At 74.0% G+C, this 15,188-nt stretch carries 12 protein-coding genes and 1 riboswitch; of the genes, 3 read left to right on the plus strand and 9 right to left on the minus strand.

Annotation, left to right across the window (positions count from 1 at the left end; translation table 11 throughout):
• Window positions 1-104: 104 nt before the first annotated feature.
• From J7F03_RS32630 to J7F03_RS32660, 7 genes are all read right to left on the minus strand, one after another.
• Window positions 105-1,538 (minus strand): cobyrinate a,c-diamide synthase, encoded by a 1,434-nt coding sequence (locus J7F03_RS32630; RefSeq protein WP_214955931.1) that lies wholly within the window; start codon window positions 1,536-1,538, stop codon window positions 105-107.
• Window positions 1,532-2,131, minus strand: coding sequence for a cob(I)yrinic acid a,c-diamide adenosyltransferase (gene cobO, locus J7F03_RS32635; protein WP_053678569.1), 600 nt, complete (start codon window positions 2,129-2,131; stop codon window positions 1,532-1,534). The genes J7F03_RS32630 and cobO overlap by 7 nt, the downstream gene beginning before the upstream one ends.
• Window positions 2,131-4,257: a putative cobaltochelatase gene (locus tag J7F03_RS32640; RefSeq protein ID WP_214955932.1), complete on the minus strand. Its 2,127-nt coding sequence runs from the start codon at window positions 4,255-4,257 to the stop codon at window positions 2,131-2,133. Before J7F03_RS32640 ends, cobO begins: the two co-directional genes overlap by 1 nt.
• 115 nt (window positions 4,258-4,372) lie before the next feature.
• Window positions 4,373-5,908, minus strand: a complete 1,536-nt coding sequence (locus tag J7F03_RS32645) for a cobyric acid synthase (protein WP_214955933.1) — start codon at window positions 5,906-5,908, stop codon at window positions 4,373-4,375.
• On the minus strand, window positions 5,905-6,861 hold the full coding sequence (locus J7F03_RS32650; protein WP_214955934.1) for a cobalamin biosynthesis protein: 957 nt from the start codon (window positions 6,859-6,861) through the stop codon (window positions 5,905-5,907). The genes J7F03_RS32645 and J7F03_RS32650 overlap by 4 nt, the downstream gene beginning before the upstream one ends.
• Before the next feature lie 37 nt (window positions 6,862-6,898).
• A riboswitch (cobalamin riboswitch) is annotated at window positions 6,899-7,042 on the minus strand.
• Window positions 7,043-7,164: 122 nt separating this feature from the next.
• Entirely contained in the window at window positions 7,165-7,386 is a 222-nt protein-coding gene (locus tag J7F03_RS32655; protein WP_214955936.1) for a hypothetical protein, read from the minus strand.
• A 28-nt stretch (window positions 7,387-7,414) separates the two neighbouring features.
• The gene (locus J7F03_RS32660) at window positions 7,415-8,683 is read right to left on the minus strand and encodes an inorganic phosphate transporter (protein ID WP_214955938.1); all 1,269 of its coding nucleotides are present in this window, start codon (window positions 8,681-8,683) and stop codon (window positions 7,415-7,417) included.
• Between the two features lie 388 nt (window positions 8,684-9,071).
• On the opposite strand from J7F03_RS32660, the gene J7F03_RS32665 reads away from it, so the two are divergent.
• Both J7F03_RS32665 and J7F03_RS32670 read left to right on the plus strand, forming a co-directional pair.
• Window positions 9,072-10,214 (plus strand): S9 family peptidase, encoded by a 1,143-nt coding sequence (locus tag J7F03_RS32665; RefSeq protein WP_214955940.1) that lies wholly within the window; start codon window positions 9,072-9,074, stop codon window positions 10,212-10,214.
• Window positions 10,215-10,513: 299 nt separating this feature from the next.
• A complete protein-coding gene (locus tag J7F03_RS32670; protein ID WP_214955942.1) occupies window positions 10,514-11,851 on the plus strand; it encodes a hypothetical protein in 1,338 nt (445 codons plus the stop codon).
• Window positions 11,852-11,888: 37 nt separating this feature from the next.
• On the opposite strand, the gene J7F03_RS32675 is transcribed toward J7F03_RS32670, so the two are convergent.
• Window positions 11,889-12,284 (minus strand): VOC family protein, encoded by a 396-nt coding sequence (locus tag J7F03_RS32675; protein WP_214955945.1) that lies wholly within the window; start codon window positions 12,282-12,284, stop codon window positions 11,889-11,891.
• 77 nt (window positions 12,285-12,361) lie between these two features.
• Window positions 12,362-13,252 (minus strand): neutral zinc metallopeptidase, encoded by an 891-nt coding sequence (locus tag J7F03_RS32680; RefSeq protein ID WP_214955947.1) that lies wholly within the window; start codon window positions 13,250-13,252, stop codon window positions 12,362-12,364.
• A 298-nt stretch (window positions 13,253-13,550) separates the two neighbouring features.
• On the opposite strand from J7F03_RS32680, the gene J7F03_RS32685 reads away from it, so the two are divergent.
• Window positions 13,551-15,149 (plus strand): ABC-F family ATP-binding cassette domain-containing protein, encoded by a 1,599-nt coding sequence (locus tag J7F03_RS32685; protein ID WP_214955949.1) that lies wholly within the window; start codon window positions 13,551-13,553, stop codon window positions 15,147-15,149.
• Window positions 15,150-15,188 lie beyond the last annotated feature (39 nt).

Below are 15,188 nucleotides of genomic sequence, written 5' to 3' on the forward strand. Positions count from 1 at the left end.
CGGCCGGCCCGGCCCGACCGACAGGCCGGACCGGGCCGACGGGACCGGCCGGACGGCCCGGCCCGGCCGTACCGTCCGGTCCTGCCGGTCCGAGTGCCCGAGGTTCACCGATGCGCCGCCGCGGCCTCGGCGAACCGCACGGCCACGGACGGCTCCGCCGCCCAGTGCGTGTGCAGGTAGCTGGCGTGCACCCCGCGCTCCACGAAGCCCTCGACCCGGCGCTCCGGACGCGTGAACCCCCACGCGGGCGCGGCGCCCGCGCCGGGCTCGATCACCGTCCTGTGGAACTCGTGCCCGCGCAGCCGGGTTCCGGCCGGCGCGAGGACGCTGTCCGACACGGCGACCGCCTCGCGGTAGCCGAGTGTGAGCCGCTCCGACATCCGCGCGTCGGCGTCGAGCACCCCGCACATGGGCTTCCCGTCCAGCGAACGGGCCAGGTACAGCAGCCCCGCGCACTCGGCGGCCACCGGGCCGCCGGCCGCGGCGAAGCCGGCGACGGCCTTGCGGAGCGGCTCGTTGGCGGACAGCTCGGGGGCGTAGACCTCGGGGAACCCGCCGCCTATCACCAGGCCGGCGGTCCCCTCGGGCAGCGCCTCGTCGCGCAGCGGGTCGAAGGTGACGACCTCCGCGCCGGCCGCGCGCAGCAGCTCCGCGTGCTCGGCGTAGGAGAACGTGAACGCGGCCCCGCCCGCGACGGCGACCACCGGTCGTTGCGGCCCCGCCGGCCTTCGAGGCGCGGGGTTCCGGGCGAAGCCCGCGGTGCCCGCGAAGCCCGCAGTGCCCGCGGTGCCCGCCAGGGCGTCCTCCGGCGACCACGCGACGCAGTCCAGCGGCGGGGCCGTCCGAGCCAGGGCCATCAGGGCCTCCAGGTCGCAGCCGGCCCGGACCTGGTCGGCCAGCGCGGCGACGGAGGACACCGCGTCCGCGCGCCGCTCGGCCACCGGCACCAGTCCCAAGTGCCGTGAGGGCGCGGCCACCTGGGGCGCCCGCCGCAGCACTCCGAGCACCGGCATCCCGGCCTCTTCCAGCGCGTCGCGCAGCATCTCCTCGTGCCGGTCGGAGCCGACCTTGTTCAGGATCACGCCGCCGAGGCGCACCTGCGGGTCGAACGAGGCGAAGCCGTGCACGAGTGCCGCCACCGACCGGGACTGCGAGGACGCGTCGACGACGAGCACCACCGGCGCCCGCAGCAGCTTCGCGACCTGGGCCGTCGAGGCCAGCTCGCCGCGCCCCGCGGCTCCGTCGTAGAGACCCATCACGCCTTCGACGACGGCCAGGTCGCATCCGGCGGCCCCGTGCGCGAACAGCGGAGCCACCAGCTCCGGCCCGCACATGAAGGCGTCCAGGTTGCGCCCGGGCCGGCCCGTGGCCAGCGCGTGGTACCCGGGATCGATGTAGTCGGGCCCGGCCTTGTGCGGGGACACGGCGAGGCCGCGCTCCGAGAAGGCCGCCATCAGGCCCGTCGCGACGGTGGTCTTGCCGCTGCCGGACGACGGCGCGGCGATGACCAGCCGCGGAACGTTGAGCGAGGTCACCACTCGATGCCCTTCTGGCCCTTCTGGCCGGCGTCCATCGGGTGCTTGACCTTGGTCATCTCGGTGACGAGGTCCGCGAACTCCACCAGCTTCTCCGGCGCGTTGCGCCCGGTGATCACCACGTGCTGCGTACCGGGACGGTTCCGCAGCACCTCGATGACCTCGTCCACGTCGATCCAGCCCCAGTGCATGGGGTACGCGAACTCGTCCAGCACGTACAGCCTGTGCGTCTCGGCGGCCAGGTCGCGCTTGACCTGCTCCCAGCCCTCCTTGGCGGCCTGCTCGTTGTCGAGCTGCGCGTCGCGCTGGACCCAGGACCAGCCCTCGCCCATCTTGTGCCAGACGACGGAGCCGCCCTCGCCCGAGGCGCCGAGCACCTTCAGCGCGTTCTCCTCGCCGACCTTCCACTTCGCCGACTTGACGAACTGGAACACCCCGATCGGCCAGCCCTGGTTCCAGGCGCGCAGCGCCAGCCCGAAGGCAGCCGTCGACTTGCCCTTGCCGGGGCCGGTGTGGACGAAGACGAGCGGGCGGTTGCGGCGCTGACGCGTCGTGAGTCCGTCGTCCGGAACGACGGACGGCTGTCCCTGCGGCATTACGCGGCCCTCCTGAGGGTCGGGGATGGGGTACGTACGTTCTTCACGAGCCCGGCCAGCGAGTCGGCCCGCAGCCCGTCGAGGGTGACGGCCGGGCCGCCCAGGTCGGCGGCCAGCACTCCGGCCAGCCCCAGCCGGACCGGTCCCGACTCGCAGTCCACGACCACGGAGGCGACCCCTCCGGCCGCCAGCAGCCGGGCGCTGCGCCCGGCGAGCTCCCGCGGCGTGCCGTCCGGCCGGCCGCCGGCGGCGGTGCCGGCCGAGGTGGCCCGCCCGTCGGTGACGACCACGAGGAGCGGCCGCCGGCTCGGGTCCCGCAGCCGTTCGATCCGCAGCACCTCGTGGGCCTTGAGCAGCCCGGCGGCGAGCGGGGTGCGCCCACCCGTCGGCAGTTTCTCCAGCCGGGCCGCGGCGGCGTCGACGGAGGAGGTGGGAGGCAGGGCCAGTTCGGCCGTGGCGCCGCGGAAGGTGATGAGGCCGACCTTGTCCCGGCGCTGGTAGGCGTCGAGGAGCAGGGACAGCACCGCTCCCTTGACCGCGCTCATGCGCTGCCGGGCGGCCATGGAGCCGGAGGCGTCGACGACGAACAGCACGAGGTTGCCCTCGCGGCCCTCGCGCGTCGCCTGCCGCAGGTCGTCCTTGCGGATCACCAGGCCGCGCCCGGTGCGCCCGCGCGCCTTCTGGTGCGGTGCGGCCGCGTGGACGGTCGCGGCCAGGTGCAGCTTCGTCAGCTGGCCGCGGGGGCGCTGCGCGCCGGTGGTGCGGCCGTGGGCCGTGCGGGCGCGCGAACGCCGCCCGGAGGCCCCCTCGCCGAGTCCCGGGACGCTCAGCATCTTGGTGCGGAACGGCTCGGCGGCCCGCACGGCGGCCTGCTCGGCCGCGTCGGCGCCCTGGGCGGAGGGCTGCGGCTCGGATACCTCCGGGGCCTCGGGCTCCGGCTGCTGCTCGGCCTGCGCCTCGGGGGTGTCGGGGCCGGGCCCCTGCGGGGGTACGCCGCCTCCGCCGTCACCGTCGCCGCCGCCGTCGGGACCGGCGTCGTCCGGGCCGCCGTCGTCCGGGCCGCCGTCCGGACCCTGCGGATCCGGCTCGGGCTCGGGCTCGTGTTCCGGCTCGTCGTCGGGGAACTCGTCCAGGATCCGGTCGAGCTTCTCCTCGTCCAGGCCCGGCGCGTCGAAGGGGTTGCGGCGGCGCCGGTGGGGGAGAGCGAGCAGGGCGGCCTGGCGCACGTCCTCCTTGCGCACCTCGGTCCGCCCGGCCCAGGCGGCCAGCGCGGTCGCGGTCCGGGCCATCACGATGTCGGCGCGCATTCCGTCGACCTCGAAGGCGGCGCAGGTCGCGGCGATCTGCAGCAGCGCGGTGTCGCCGAGGCCGACCTTCGGGAGCAGGGCCCGGGCGGCCACCACACGGGCGCGCACGTCGTGTTCGTCGGCGGCCCAGCGGCCGGCGAAGGCGGCGGGGTCGTCCTCGTAGGCGAGCCGGCGGCGGACGACCTCGACCCGCTGGACGGGCTCGCGGGAGGCGGCGACCTCGACGGTCAGCCCGAACCGGTCGAGGAGCTGCGGGCGGAGCTCGCCCTCCTCGGGGTTCATCGTGCCGACGAGGAGGAAGCGCGCCGCGTGCCGCACGGAGACGCCCTCGCGCTCCACGTAGGAGGCGCCCATCGCGGCGGCGTCGAGGAGGAGGTCGATGAGGTGGTCGTGGAGGAGGTTGACCTCGTCGACGTAGAGGATGCCCCGGTGCGCGTCGGCCAGCAGGCCCGGCTCGAAGGCCTTCACACCGTCGGCGAGGGCGCGTTCGATGTCGAGGGCGCCGACGAGGCGGTCCTCGGAGGCGCCGACGGGCAGCTCCACCATGCGGGCGGGTCGCGCGGAGCCCGCACCGGGCTCGTGCGGGCCGTCGGGGCAGCCGGGGTCCGGGGCGGCGGGCGCGCAGCTGAACCGGCAGCCGGGCACGACGTCCACCTGCGGCAGCAGGGCGGACAGGGCGCGGACGGCGGTGGACTTGGCCGTCCCCTTCTCGCCGCGCACGAGTACGCCGCCGACCGCGGGGCTGACCGCGTTGAGCAGCAGCGCGAGGCGCAGGTCGGTCTGGCCGACCAGTGCGGTGAACGGGTAGGGCGTACTCATGCGGTGGCCCCTCCTTCTATGCGTGTACGGATGCGCGTGCTCGGGCGGTTGCGGGCGGCGGGGCCGTGCTGCGGGCAAGGGCGGGTAGGGGACGGTCCTCGCAGGGCCGCGGCCCTCACGGCGCGCCCGGCGGCAGGAAGGGGAGGCCCGACGGGGCTCCGCCGTCGATGAGCCGCAGCAGGGCATCGGTATCCGCGTGCTCCTCGATCAGGTCGCCGAGCAGGTCGAGCTGTTCCTCCCGCAGGGAGGAGAACGACGTGTCCGGGGCCGGCACGAACCGGCGGCCGGCCGCAGCCGCGACCTCGCGCAGGAACGCCCGGCGGAAGCCGTCGGACTCCAGCGAGCCGTGCCAGTGAGTGCCCCACACCGACCCGACGCGGCATCCGTCCAGGAAGGGGGTCCCGCCCAGGACTTCGGCCACCCCGTGGTGGATCTCGTAGCCCTCGACGGGCTCGCCCAGCGCCGAGCCCACGGGCCGCGCGAGGGTCTTCTCCCGCTCGAAGCGCACCCGTACCGGCAGCAGGCCGAGCCCCGGCACGGAGCCGGCCTTCGACTCGACCTCGTCCTCGATGTGTGCGCCCAGGACCTGGAAGCCGCCGCAGATCCCCAGGACCGGCCGCCCCTCGGCGGCCCGCCGTGCCAGCGCGTCCGCGAGCCCGCGCTCGCGCAGCCAGGCGAGGGCCTTCACCGTGCCGCGGGTGCCCGGTACGACGACCAGGTCCGCGTCGGCCAGCTCCTCGGCCCGGTCCACGAACCGCACGACCACCCCCGGCTCCGCCGCGAGCGCGTCGACGTCCGTGAAGTTCGACATCAGCGGCACCGCGCAGACCGCGACCCGCAGCACGTCCTCGCCGACGGGCGGGGCGACCACGGATTCCCGTACCGCGCCCCGCAGGGCTGTGTTTTTGAAGAGGGGCCGCAGGCCGTCCTCCTCGTCGATGCCCAGCCCGTGCTGGAAGGGGAGCACGCCGTACGTCGCCCGCCCGGTCAGGCCGCGCAGCATCTCCATGCCCGGTTCGAGCAGGGTGACGTCGCCGCGGAACTTGTTGACCAGGTAGCCCGCGATCAGCGACTGGTCCTCGGGGGACAGCAGCGCCGTCGTACCGAAGAACGACGCGAAGACCCCGCCGCGGTCGATGTCGCCGACCACGACCACCGGGAACCGCGCGGCGCGCGCGATGCCCATGTTCACGATGTCGGTCCGGCGCAGGTTGATCTCGGCCGGGCTGCCCGCCCCCTCGCAGATCACGGCGTCATACGTGCCCCGCAACTGCTCCAGGCAGTCCGTGACGATGCCGAGCAACTGCTCCTGCCTGCCCCCGTGGTAGCCCCGCGCGCTCATCTCGCCCACCGGCTTGCCCAGCAGCACCACCTGGCTGCTCCGGTCGCTGCCGGGCTTGAGCAGCACCGGGTTCATGAGCGCGGTCGGCTCCACCCGGGCCGCCTGGGCCTGCATGGCCTGCGCACGCCCGATCTCGGCGCCCTCGCGGGTCACGAAGGAGTTCAGCGACATGTTCTGCGCCTTGAACGGGGCCACCTTCACGCCGCTGCGGGCCAGCCAGCGGCAGATGCCCGCCGTGACCACGCTCTTGCCCGCGTCCGATGTCGTACCGGCGACGAGGAGTCCCCCGCCGCGCTTCGCGCCGCTCATGCGCGTCCCTTCCTCATCCGGGAGACCAGCGTCCGGGCAGCCACACAGGCCCCCAGCGCCACCCACGTCACTTGCCGCGACAGCCGTACCGCCCGCTCGATGTCCGCGACCTCCACGGGCCGCCCCGACTCCCCGTTCAGCACGGCCCGGTGCTCGACCCGCCCCCCGTACGCCAGGGTCCCGCCCAGCCGTACGCCGAGCGCCCCGGCGAACGAGGACTCCACCGGCCCGGCGTTCGGGCTCGGGTGCTTGGCGGCATCCGCGCGCCAGGCCCGTACGGCTCCCCGCCGGTCGGGGCCGGCCAGTACGGCGGCCAGTGCGGTCAGCCGCGCGCCCGGCCAGCCCGCGACGTCGTCGAGCCGGGCCGAGGCCCAGCCGTAGCGCAGGTGTCGGGGGGATCTGTGGCCGACCATCGCGTCCAGGGTGTTGACGGCGCGGAAGGCGAGCAGCCCGGGGACGCCGGCGACGGCGCCCCACACCAGGGCGCCGACCACCGCGTCGGAGGTGTTCTCGGCGACCGACTCCACCACCGCGCGGGCCATCTGCTGTTCGTCCAGGGCCTGAGGATCGCGTCCGCACAGGTGCGGGAGCCGCTCGCGGGCCACCTCGGCGTCCCCGGCGGCGAGCGCTCCGCCGATGGCTCGGGCCTCGCGGCCCAGCGAGGTGCCGCCCACGACGGCCCAGGTGGCCGCGGCGGTCAGGGCGATGCGGGCGGCGGCGGGGCGGGAGCGCACGGCGCGGGCGCCCAGGACGCCGATCGCGGCCGCGCCCCCGGCGCACACCAGGGTGTGCACGGCGCCCCGCGCGCGGTCGTCGCGCCACAGGGCGCGTTCGACGGCGGCGGCGGCTCGTCCGAAGGCGGCCACGGGATGCCCTCGGCGCGGATCCCCGAGGATCCGGTCGCCGATCAGGCCGGCCGTGGCGCCGTACGCGAAGACGCGGTCGGCACGCATGGTGGCAGGTATGTCCTCACTCAGGGTCCGCGCCCTGGGTCGACGTGTCCGGTGGCGAGAGTTCCTGGCTCCCGGTCGCACTCGGCCCGAGTGCTCCGGTGACAGTGGCGGGACCGCGCCGGATTCGCACCGGACTTCCTCTCCATGCCGCCGTATTGGCTCGCGCAGTCCACCACGCACCGCGAATGCCCGTCAACTCGCCGTTGACCTGCGGTGGGGTGGCGTGCGGGGGCGGCCCCGGGCACACGAAAGCTCCCCCCGGGACAAACCCGGAGGGAGCCTTCACGGATGGTGCCCGGCGCCCTAGGAAACGATCAGGTAGATGCCGTAGGCCACGGCCGCGGCGCAGAGCGCGAAGCAGGCGTACGCACCGCTGCGGGCCAGGGTGGCGGCGCCGCCCTGCTCGGTGGCGGCCTCGTGCTTGGACAGGCCCACCAGGCCCAGGGTGAACAGGGCCACGAGGGCGACGGTGGCGGAGAGGCTGACCCCGAAGACGGAGCCGAGTGCTTCCCAGTCGATCTTCATACCGCTGATTCCTCTGTCGTTCTCGGGGTCAGACCGCGGCGGCCGGAGCCGCGGGGGTCGCCGTCGCGGCCAGGATGGTGGCCTTGAGTTCCTCGTCCGTCACCGCGGCGGTGCTGCCGGCGGCGGCGACGGTCGGCGGGACGGTGACGGCCGCGATCGCCGTGGTGACGACACCCGGCTCCTCGGCGTCGGCCGGCGGCACCTCGTTGACGTTGTGGTGATCGACGACCTGGCGGCGGGAGATGAGCCAGATGGCGACGCAGGAGGCGACCAGGAAGACCGCGACGGCGGCGACGCCGATGTCACCGGTGCGCATGACCAGCTCGGCGCCGGCGGCGACCAGGGCGGCGGCCGGCAGGGTCAGGCCCCACGCGATGAACATGCGGGAGGCGGTGGACCAGCGGACCACGCCGCCCTTGCGTCCCAGACCCGAACCCATGACCGCGCCGGAGCACGCGTGGGTGGTGGAGAGGGAGAAGCCGAGGGAGGAGGAGGCCAGGATGACGCTGGCGGCCGAGGTCTGGGCGGCGAAGCCCTGCTGCGGCTGCAGGTCGGTCAGGCCCTTGCCCATGGTGCGGATGATGCGCCAGCCGCCCAGGTAGGTGCCCATCGCGATGGCCATGCCGGCGGAGACGATGACCCAGACCGGCGGGTTGGAGCCGGGGGCGAGCGCACCGCCGGCGACCAGCGCCAGGGTGATGATGCCCATCGTCTTCTGCGCGTCGTTGGTGCCGTGCGCGAGAGAGACGAGACCGGCGGAAGCGATCTGGCCGGTGCGGTAGCCCTTGGCCGAGGTCTTCTCGCCCATGCCGCGACCGACCTTGTACGTGACCTTCGTGGCCAGGTACGCGGCGATGCCGGCGACCAGCGGCGCGGCGATCGCGGGGATCAGCACCTTGGTGACGACGACGCTGCCGTTGACCGCGCCCATGCCCGCGGAGGCCACTGCGGCGCCGATCAGGCCGCCCATCAGGGCGTGGGAGGAACTGGAGGGCAGTCCGACCAGCCAGGTGACGAGGTTCCAGAGGATCGCGCCGACCAGAGCGGCGAAGATGACCTCCGGCTGGATGCCTTCCTCGTTGACCAGGCCCTTGGAGATCGTCTTGGCGACCTCCACGGACATGAAAGCGCCGACGAGGTTGAGCACGGCGGACATGGCCACCGCGGTCTTGGGCTTGAGGGCGCCGGTCGAGATGGTGGTGGCCATCGCGTTGGCCGTGTCGTGAAAACCGTTCGTGAAATCGAACACGAGAGCGGTGATGATCACGATCCCGAGGAGAAGCGTTATGTGCTCCATTTACCCAGGCTTCTGTTTGATGTCAGTGGTTCGTGGACCGTAGGCAATCTGGATGAACGGAAGGTGAACTGGCAGGGGCGGCGCGGTGTCTCATCCCGGCGCCGGATGGGGACCTCTGCCCCGATATCGGTATGGATCTATCGATCAATGCACGTCAAGGCGGCGTGTCCGCACCCCCGCGGGCGGGACTTCCGGTACGCCGCCCCGCGCGGCCGTGGCTCCGAAGAGACCCAGATCACCCTCCCGGACAGCCCTCCGGGCCACCGGCCGGTCCGGTTCCGGAAGGTCGTGTACGGACCGCGGGGGAGCGGTGGGGATCTCCGGGGACCCCCGGCCGGAATGCGCTCCTCCGGTGGCCCGCCGCCGTATACGCCCCGACACTGGAGCGGTGCGCACCGCTACAGCGACGGCAGCGGCCGTCACCACGACCTTGCTCGGCGCCGGCGCGGCCGCCGTCACCGCGGCCGCCCTGGCGGGCCGGTACGCCGCCGACGCCGCCCTGCGGACCGAGCCCGGCCGCCCGCTCCCCGGGGGCGCCCGGCTCAGCGTCCACTCCACGGCCGCCGGCCGGGTCGAACTGACCCGCTCGCTGGCCTCCCTGCGCCCCGGTACGTACGGGCTCACCGCCCCCGGGGTGCACGCCGTGGTCGGGCCCGTCCTCGCCGACGCCCCGCACGGACCCGACACCGTGGTCCGCCGGCTCGTCGCCGTCACCCACGGCAGCCTCGAACCCGGCACCCGCGTCACCCTCACCCCCCAGATCCACCTGGGGAACCCCGCCTCCGCCCTCGGGCTGGACCACGCCGACGTGGACGTCCCCGGCGAGCTCGGCGCGCTGCCCGCCTGGTTCCTGCCCGCGGCCCGGGACACCTGGGTGATCACCGTCCACGGGCTCGGCGCCACCCGCGAGCACCCGATGGTGGTCATGCCCTTCCTCCACCGCCAGCGGCTGCCCGTCCTGGACCTCGGGTACCGGGGAGACCTCGGCGCCCCCGCCTCCCCGGACGGCCTCGGCCACCTCGGCGAGTCCGAATGGCGCGACCTCGACGCCGCCATCCGCTACGCCCTGCGCTACGGCGCCCGCCGCGTCGTCCTGCACGGCTGGTCCACCGGCGCCACCATGGCCCTGTACGCGGCCGAACGCTCGGCGCTGGCCGACCGGATCTCCGGGCTGGTGCTCGACTCGCCCGTCCTGGACTGGCACGCCACCCTGCGCGCCCTCGTCGCCGCGCGCCGCACCCCGGCCCCGCTGCTCCCGCTCGCCGTCAGGGCCGCCGAGGGCCGCGCGGGCCTGCGCGCCGACCGCCGGGCCCCGGGCGCGGATCCGGCCGCGCTGAAGATCCCCGTCCTGATCTTCCACGGCCCCGACGACGCGCTCGCCCCCTGGGAGCCCTCCCGCCGGCTCGCCGCCGCCCGCCCCGACCTGGTCACCCTGCGCACCGTCCCCGGGGCCGCCCACGGGGCGATGTGGAACGCCGACCCGGCCGGCTACGAGGAAGCCCTGCGCCGGTTCCTGACCCCTCTCATGTAAGGCACCCGCCGGGCTTCGCCGAGGCGCCGTCACGGCGTCGCCAGGGCTTCGCGCGGCGCGCCATGTGACGTTCCGTCGGGTCCGAAGTCCGAAGCGTGTGGGTCGCGGGGGGCGGGCTGGGCGGATCATCCCGGTCTGTCCCTCCGGTGCCCGGTGGCAATGGCTGGTTCCGTTTGGGCTTTCGGCCGGTGACGGGCGAGACTGCTCACGTGACGTCCCGAAAGCCTGATGAGCAGTTGGCTCGCGACTCCAGACTCCGACTCGTCTACCCGCGGTCCGCGGGTACGGTCCGCAAAGCGGTGGCCGACCGGCGAACCCGGACCACCCCCAGGCCTCCGGCGGGCACCCCCGCCACGGCCGACCTCGCGAACAGGGCCCGCGCCTCGCTCGCCGACGCCGTGAGACTCGCCCGCTGGGCCGAGCTCAACCTCGGTGCCGGAGACGGCGGCAGGCCCGCACCGACGGGCGCCCTGCCCGCCGACGACGTCGAACGCGCCGCCGCCGAGCTGCGCCTGACGCCGGGCCAGATCCGGGTCGGCTGGGACCGTGCCCGGCTCTCCGGCCTGGTCGAGGTGCACGGCGGCCATGCCCGCCCCGGCTGGCGCCTGCGCGCCTGGGACCGGGACGACGCCGCCGTACTGCGCGGCTGGGTGGCCCTCTTCGACGCCTGGTCACTGGTCCACCCCGCCCCCGCCGACATCGCCCCCGCGGCCGTCGCCGAGGTCGTCGAGGCCATGCCCCAGCTGCTCTCCCTGCTCCAGCTCTCCGCCGGTCCCGTGACCGTCCCCGACCTGCTGGACCTGCTCGGGCAGCGCGTCGACGAACTGCGCGACGAGCGGTGCGAGGTCCCCTACGAGGCCACCGCGCACGCGGGCGCCCCCGCGCCGGCCGATCCCGCGCCGGCCGCGCCCCCCGTACCGCTCGCCCGGCTGCTGCGCTGGGCGCTCGGCGGACTCGCCGCCGTCGACGCCGTCACCCTCGGCCCCGCCCGGGCCACCCTCACCCCGCTCGGGAGCTGGGCCGTCTGGGTCAAGCTGGAGCAGATCTGCGTCGCCGCGCAGAGCCCGGCCGGGAACATCGAGCAGTCCGCGGCCGCGATGCTCCACGGCTGCGCCCGGCTCACCCCGGGCCCGGCCCGCGCCGAATACCAGGCCTGGCTGGCCGCCCGGCCCGTCGGCCACGCCGTCTCCGAACTGCTGCACGCGGCCCGCGGCGAGGACGCCCTGCTGCGCGGGCTCGCCTTCGAGGCGCTGCGCGTGGTGGGAGCCCCCGCCGAGCCCGAGGTCCGCGCGGCCTCCCGCGAGGCGACGCTGCGCCCCTACGCCCTGCTCTGGCTCGCCGTGCACGACGGGGTCGACCCCGACGAGGCGCAGGACGTGCTCACCGCCGAGGAGCAGACCTGGCTCTGGGTGGACACCGCCGCGGCCATCGCCGACCACGGCGAGGCCGACCTGCTCGCCCGCCACCTCGACTCGGCCGTGCGGACCACGGTCCCGCGGCTGCTGGACGAGGTCCGCGCGGTCGGCCATCCCCGCACGGTGCAGGTGCTGGTCGCGCTGGCTGCCGCGCACCCCGACCCGGCCCTGGCCAAGGCGGTCCGCCGGGCGGCCTTCCAGGTGCACACCGGCGGCGCGTAGCGCCCCGCGGGACATCAAGGGGCGTACGCGCCGCGGCTCAGGCCTGCGGCGCGTACGTCCCGAAGCTCCACACGTTGCCCTCGGCGTCGCGGGCCATGTAGTCCCGCGAGCCGTACTCCTGGTCGGCCGGCTCCATCAGGATCTCCACGCCGTGCTCGGCGGCCCGGCGGTGGTGGGCGTCCACGTCGTCGACGACCACGTAGACCCCGGCCGGGCCCGCGGCCTCCATGGCCTTGTCGAAGGCGCCGCCGCGGCCCTTGCTGCCGAGCATCACCATGCCGTTCCCGTAGGACAGCTCCGCGTGCATCACGGCCCCGTCCTCCCCTTCGTACGCCGCGACCTGGGTGAATCCGAACGCCTCCGTCAGCTGCTGGATGGCGGCTTTGGCGTCGGTGTAGAGCAGTGTCGGATAGATGGACGGAACGCCTGCCATGGCGATCACTTCCTCATGTGCCGTGTGCGGACGGTGGACGGTGACCCGCGTCACAGCATGGCAGGCGCCACCGGCAGTCAGCGGAAGGTGTTGCACTGGGCCATGTCGCCCGTCCGGTAGCCCTGGTAGAACCACTGCTGGCGCTGCTCGGCGCTGCCGTGCGTCCAGGACTCCGGGGACACCCGGCCCTGGAACTTCTCCTGGATCCGGTCGTCGCCGACCGCGGCGGCCGCGTCCAGGCCGTCCTTGATGTCCTGGTCGGTCAGGCTGGTGATCAGCGGCTTGCCGGTGGACTCGTCCGGGGTCTTCGTCGCGTTGTGCGCCCACACCCCGGCGTAGCAGTCGGCCTGCAGCTCGACCCGTACGGCGTTGCTGTTCGCACCCTGCCGGCCGTCCTGGGCCTTCTGCAGGGTGCCCGTCAGGTTCTGGATGTGGTGCCCGTACTCGTGGGCGACCACGTAGGCCTGGGCGAAGGGGCCGCCGCTCGCGCCGAACTTGGTGCGCAGCTCGTCGAAGAAGCCGAGGTCCAGGTAGACCTGCCGGTCACCGGGGCAGTAGAACGGGCCGACCGCCGAGGTGGCCGCCCCGCAGGCGGTGCCCACCTTCCCGGTGAAGAACACCGTCTGCGCCGGGCTGTACTGGCCGCTCCGCTTGGTGAACTCCTGCCGCCAGAAGTCCTGGGTGCTGTTGACCACGGCCACCAGCCGGCAGTCCTCGCGCTCGTTCGCGTCCTGCCCGGTCTTGCAGGTCTGCTGCACCTGGGCCGCCGAGGACGAGGTCGCCGCCGGCTCCGGGCTCCCGTCGGACAGGCCCAGCTGCTCCGGACCGACCCCGAAGAGCAGGCCCATGACGAGTGCGATGAGACCCACGATGCCGCCGCCGATGGTGGCCTTCCCGCCGGGGACGCGGCTGCCGCGCACGTCTTTGACCTCGGAAGTGTCCAGATTGGCGTTGTCGTCGAACTGCATCCCGCACCGCCCTGCATCGTGAACAAGAGGGGCCCGTCTCCACCCCTGCGGCGAGTATCAACCGGTTCGTCCTGATGCGCCCCTCCGCCGGGCGGTGTGATCCTTGGGCCGAACGGGGGATACGGGCAAGGGGGCGCGGCCGGTCCGGTGGCGGAGCGGGGTGGAGCGGACGGCCCCGAAAGTAGTTGCGCACCCCCGGTAGAATGACTCCCATGGCAAATCTCCTCGCGGATTAGCGGCGTCGAAGCATCGCGTCCTGCCCCCTTTCCGCCGTCCCGACCCGCCCTGGAGTATTTCCGTGATCACCGCCACCGGCATCGAGCTGCGCGCCGGCGCCCGCATCCTCATCGAGAACGCTTCCTTCCGCATCGCCAAGGGTGACCGCATCGGCCTCGTCGGCCGCAACGGAGCCGGCAAGACCACCCTCACCAAGTGCCTCGCGGGCGAGGGCCAGCCGGCCGCCGGCAGCATCGCCCGCTCGGGCGAGGTCGGCTACCTCCCGCAGGACCCGCGCACCGGCGACCTCGACGTGCTGGCCAGCGACCGGATCCTGTCCGCGCGCGGTCTCGACGTGCTGCTCAAGAAGATGCGGATGAACGAGGAGCGCATCTCCTCCGGCTCCGGCGCCACCCGCGAGAAGGCGATGCGCCAGTACGAGCGCCAGGAGACCGAGTTCCTCACCAAGGGCGGATACGCCGCCGAGTCCGAGGCCGCGACCATCTCGGCCGCCCTCGGCCTGCCCGACCGGGTCCTCGGCCAGCCGCTGCACACCCTCTCCGGCGGTCAGCGCCGTCGTGTCGAGCTCGCCCGGATCCTCTTCTCGGACGCCGACACCCTGCTCCTCGACGAGCCGACCAACCACCTCGACGCCGACTCGATCGTGTGGCTGCGCGACTACCTGAAGACCTACCGCGGCGGCTTCATCGTGATCTCGCACGACGTCGACCTGGTCGAGACGGTCGTCAACAAGGTCTTCTACCTGGACGCCAACCGCTCCCAGATCGACGTCTACAACATGGGCTGGAAGCTCTACCAGCAGCAGCGCGAGGCCGACGAGAAGCGCCGCAAGCGCGAGCGCCAGAACGCCGAGAAGAAGGCCGCGGCCCTGAACTCGCAGGCCGACAAGATGCGCGCCAAGGCCACCAAGACGGTCGCCGCGCAGAACATGGCCAAGCGCGCCGAGCGGCTGCTCTCCGGCCTGGAGGCCGTCCGCGTCTCCGACAAGGTCGCCAAGCTGCGCTTCCCGGACCCGGCGCCCTGCGGCAAGACCCCGCTGACCGCCGAGGGCCTGTCGAAGTCCTACGGCTCGCTGGAGATCTTCACCGACGTCGACCTGGCCATCGACAAGGGCTCCCGCGTCGTCATCCTCGGCCTCAACGGTGCCGGCAAGACCACGCTGCTGCGCCTGCTCTCGGGCACCGAGAAGCCGGACACCGGCACCGTCGTCCCCGGCCACGGCCTCAAGCTCGGCTACTACGCCCAGGAGCACGAGACCCTGGACCCGGAGCGCAGCGTCCTGGAGAACATGCGCTCCTCGGCGCCGGACCTGGACCTGGTCGCCGTACGCAAGACGCTCGGCTCGTTCCTCTTCTCCGGTGACGACGTGGACAAGCCGGCGGGCGTCCTGTCCGGCGGTGAGAAGACCCGGCTGGCCCTGGCGACCCTGGTCGTCTCCTCGGCGAACGTGCTGCTGCTCGACGAGCCCACGAACAACCTCGACCCGGCCAGCCGCGAGGAGATCCTGGGCGCGCTGCGCACGTACAAGGGCGCGGTCATCCTCGTCACGCACGACGAGGGCGCCGTCGAGGCGCTGGAGCCGGAGCGGATCATCCTGCTCCCGGACGGCGTCGAGGACCTGTGGGGCCCGGACTACCGGGACCTCGTGTCGCTCGCCTGAGCCGCTTCCGCTTCCGCTTCACCGTCCGCGCGGGGGTGA

The organism is Streptomyces sp. ISL-43, assembly GCF_018614195.1.
Taxonomy (GTDB): domain Bacteria; phylum Actinomycetota; class Actinomycetes; order Streptomycetales; family Streptomycetaceae; genus Streptomyces.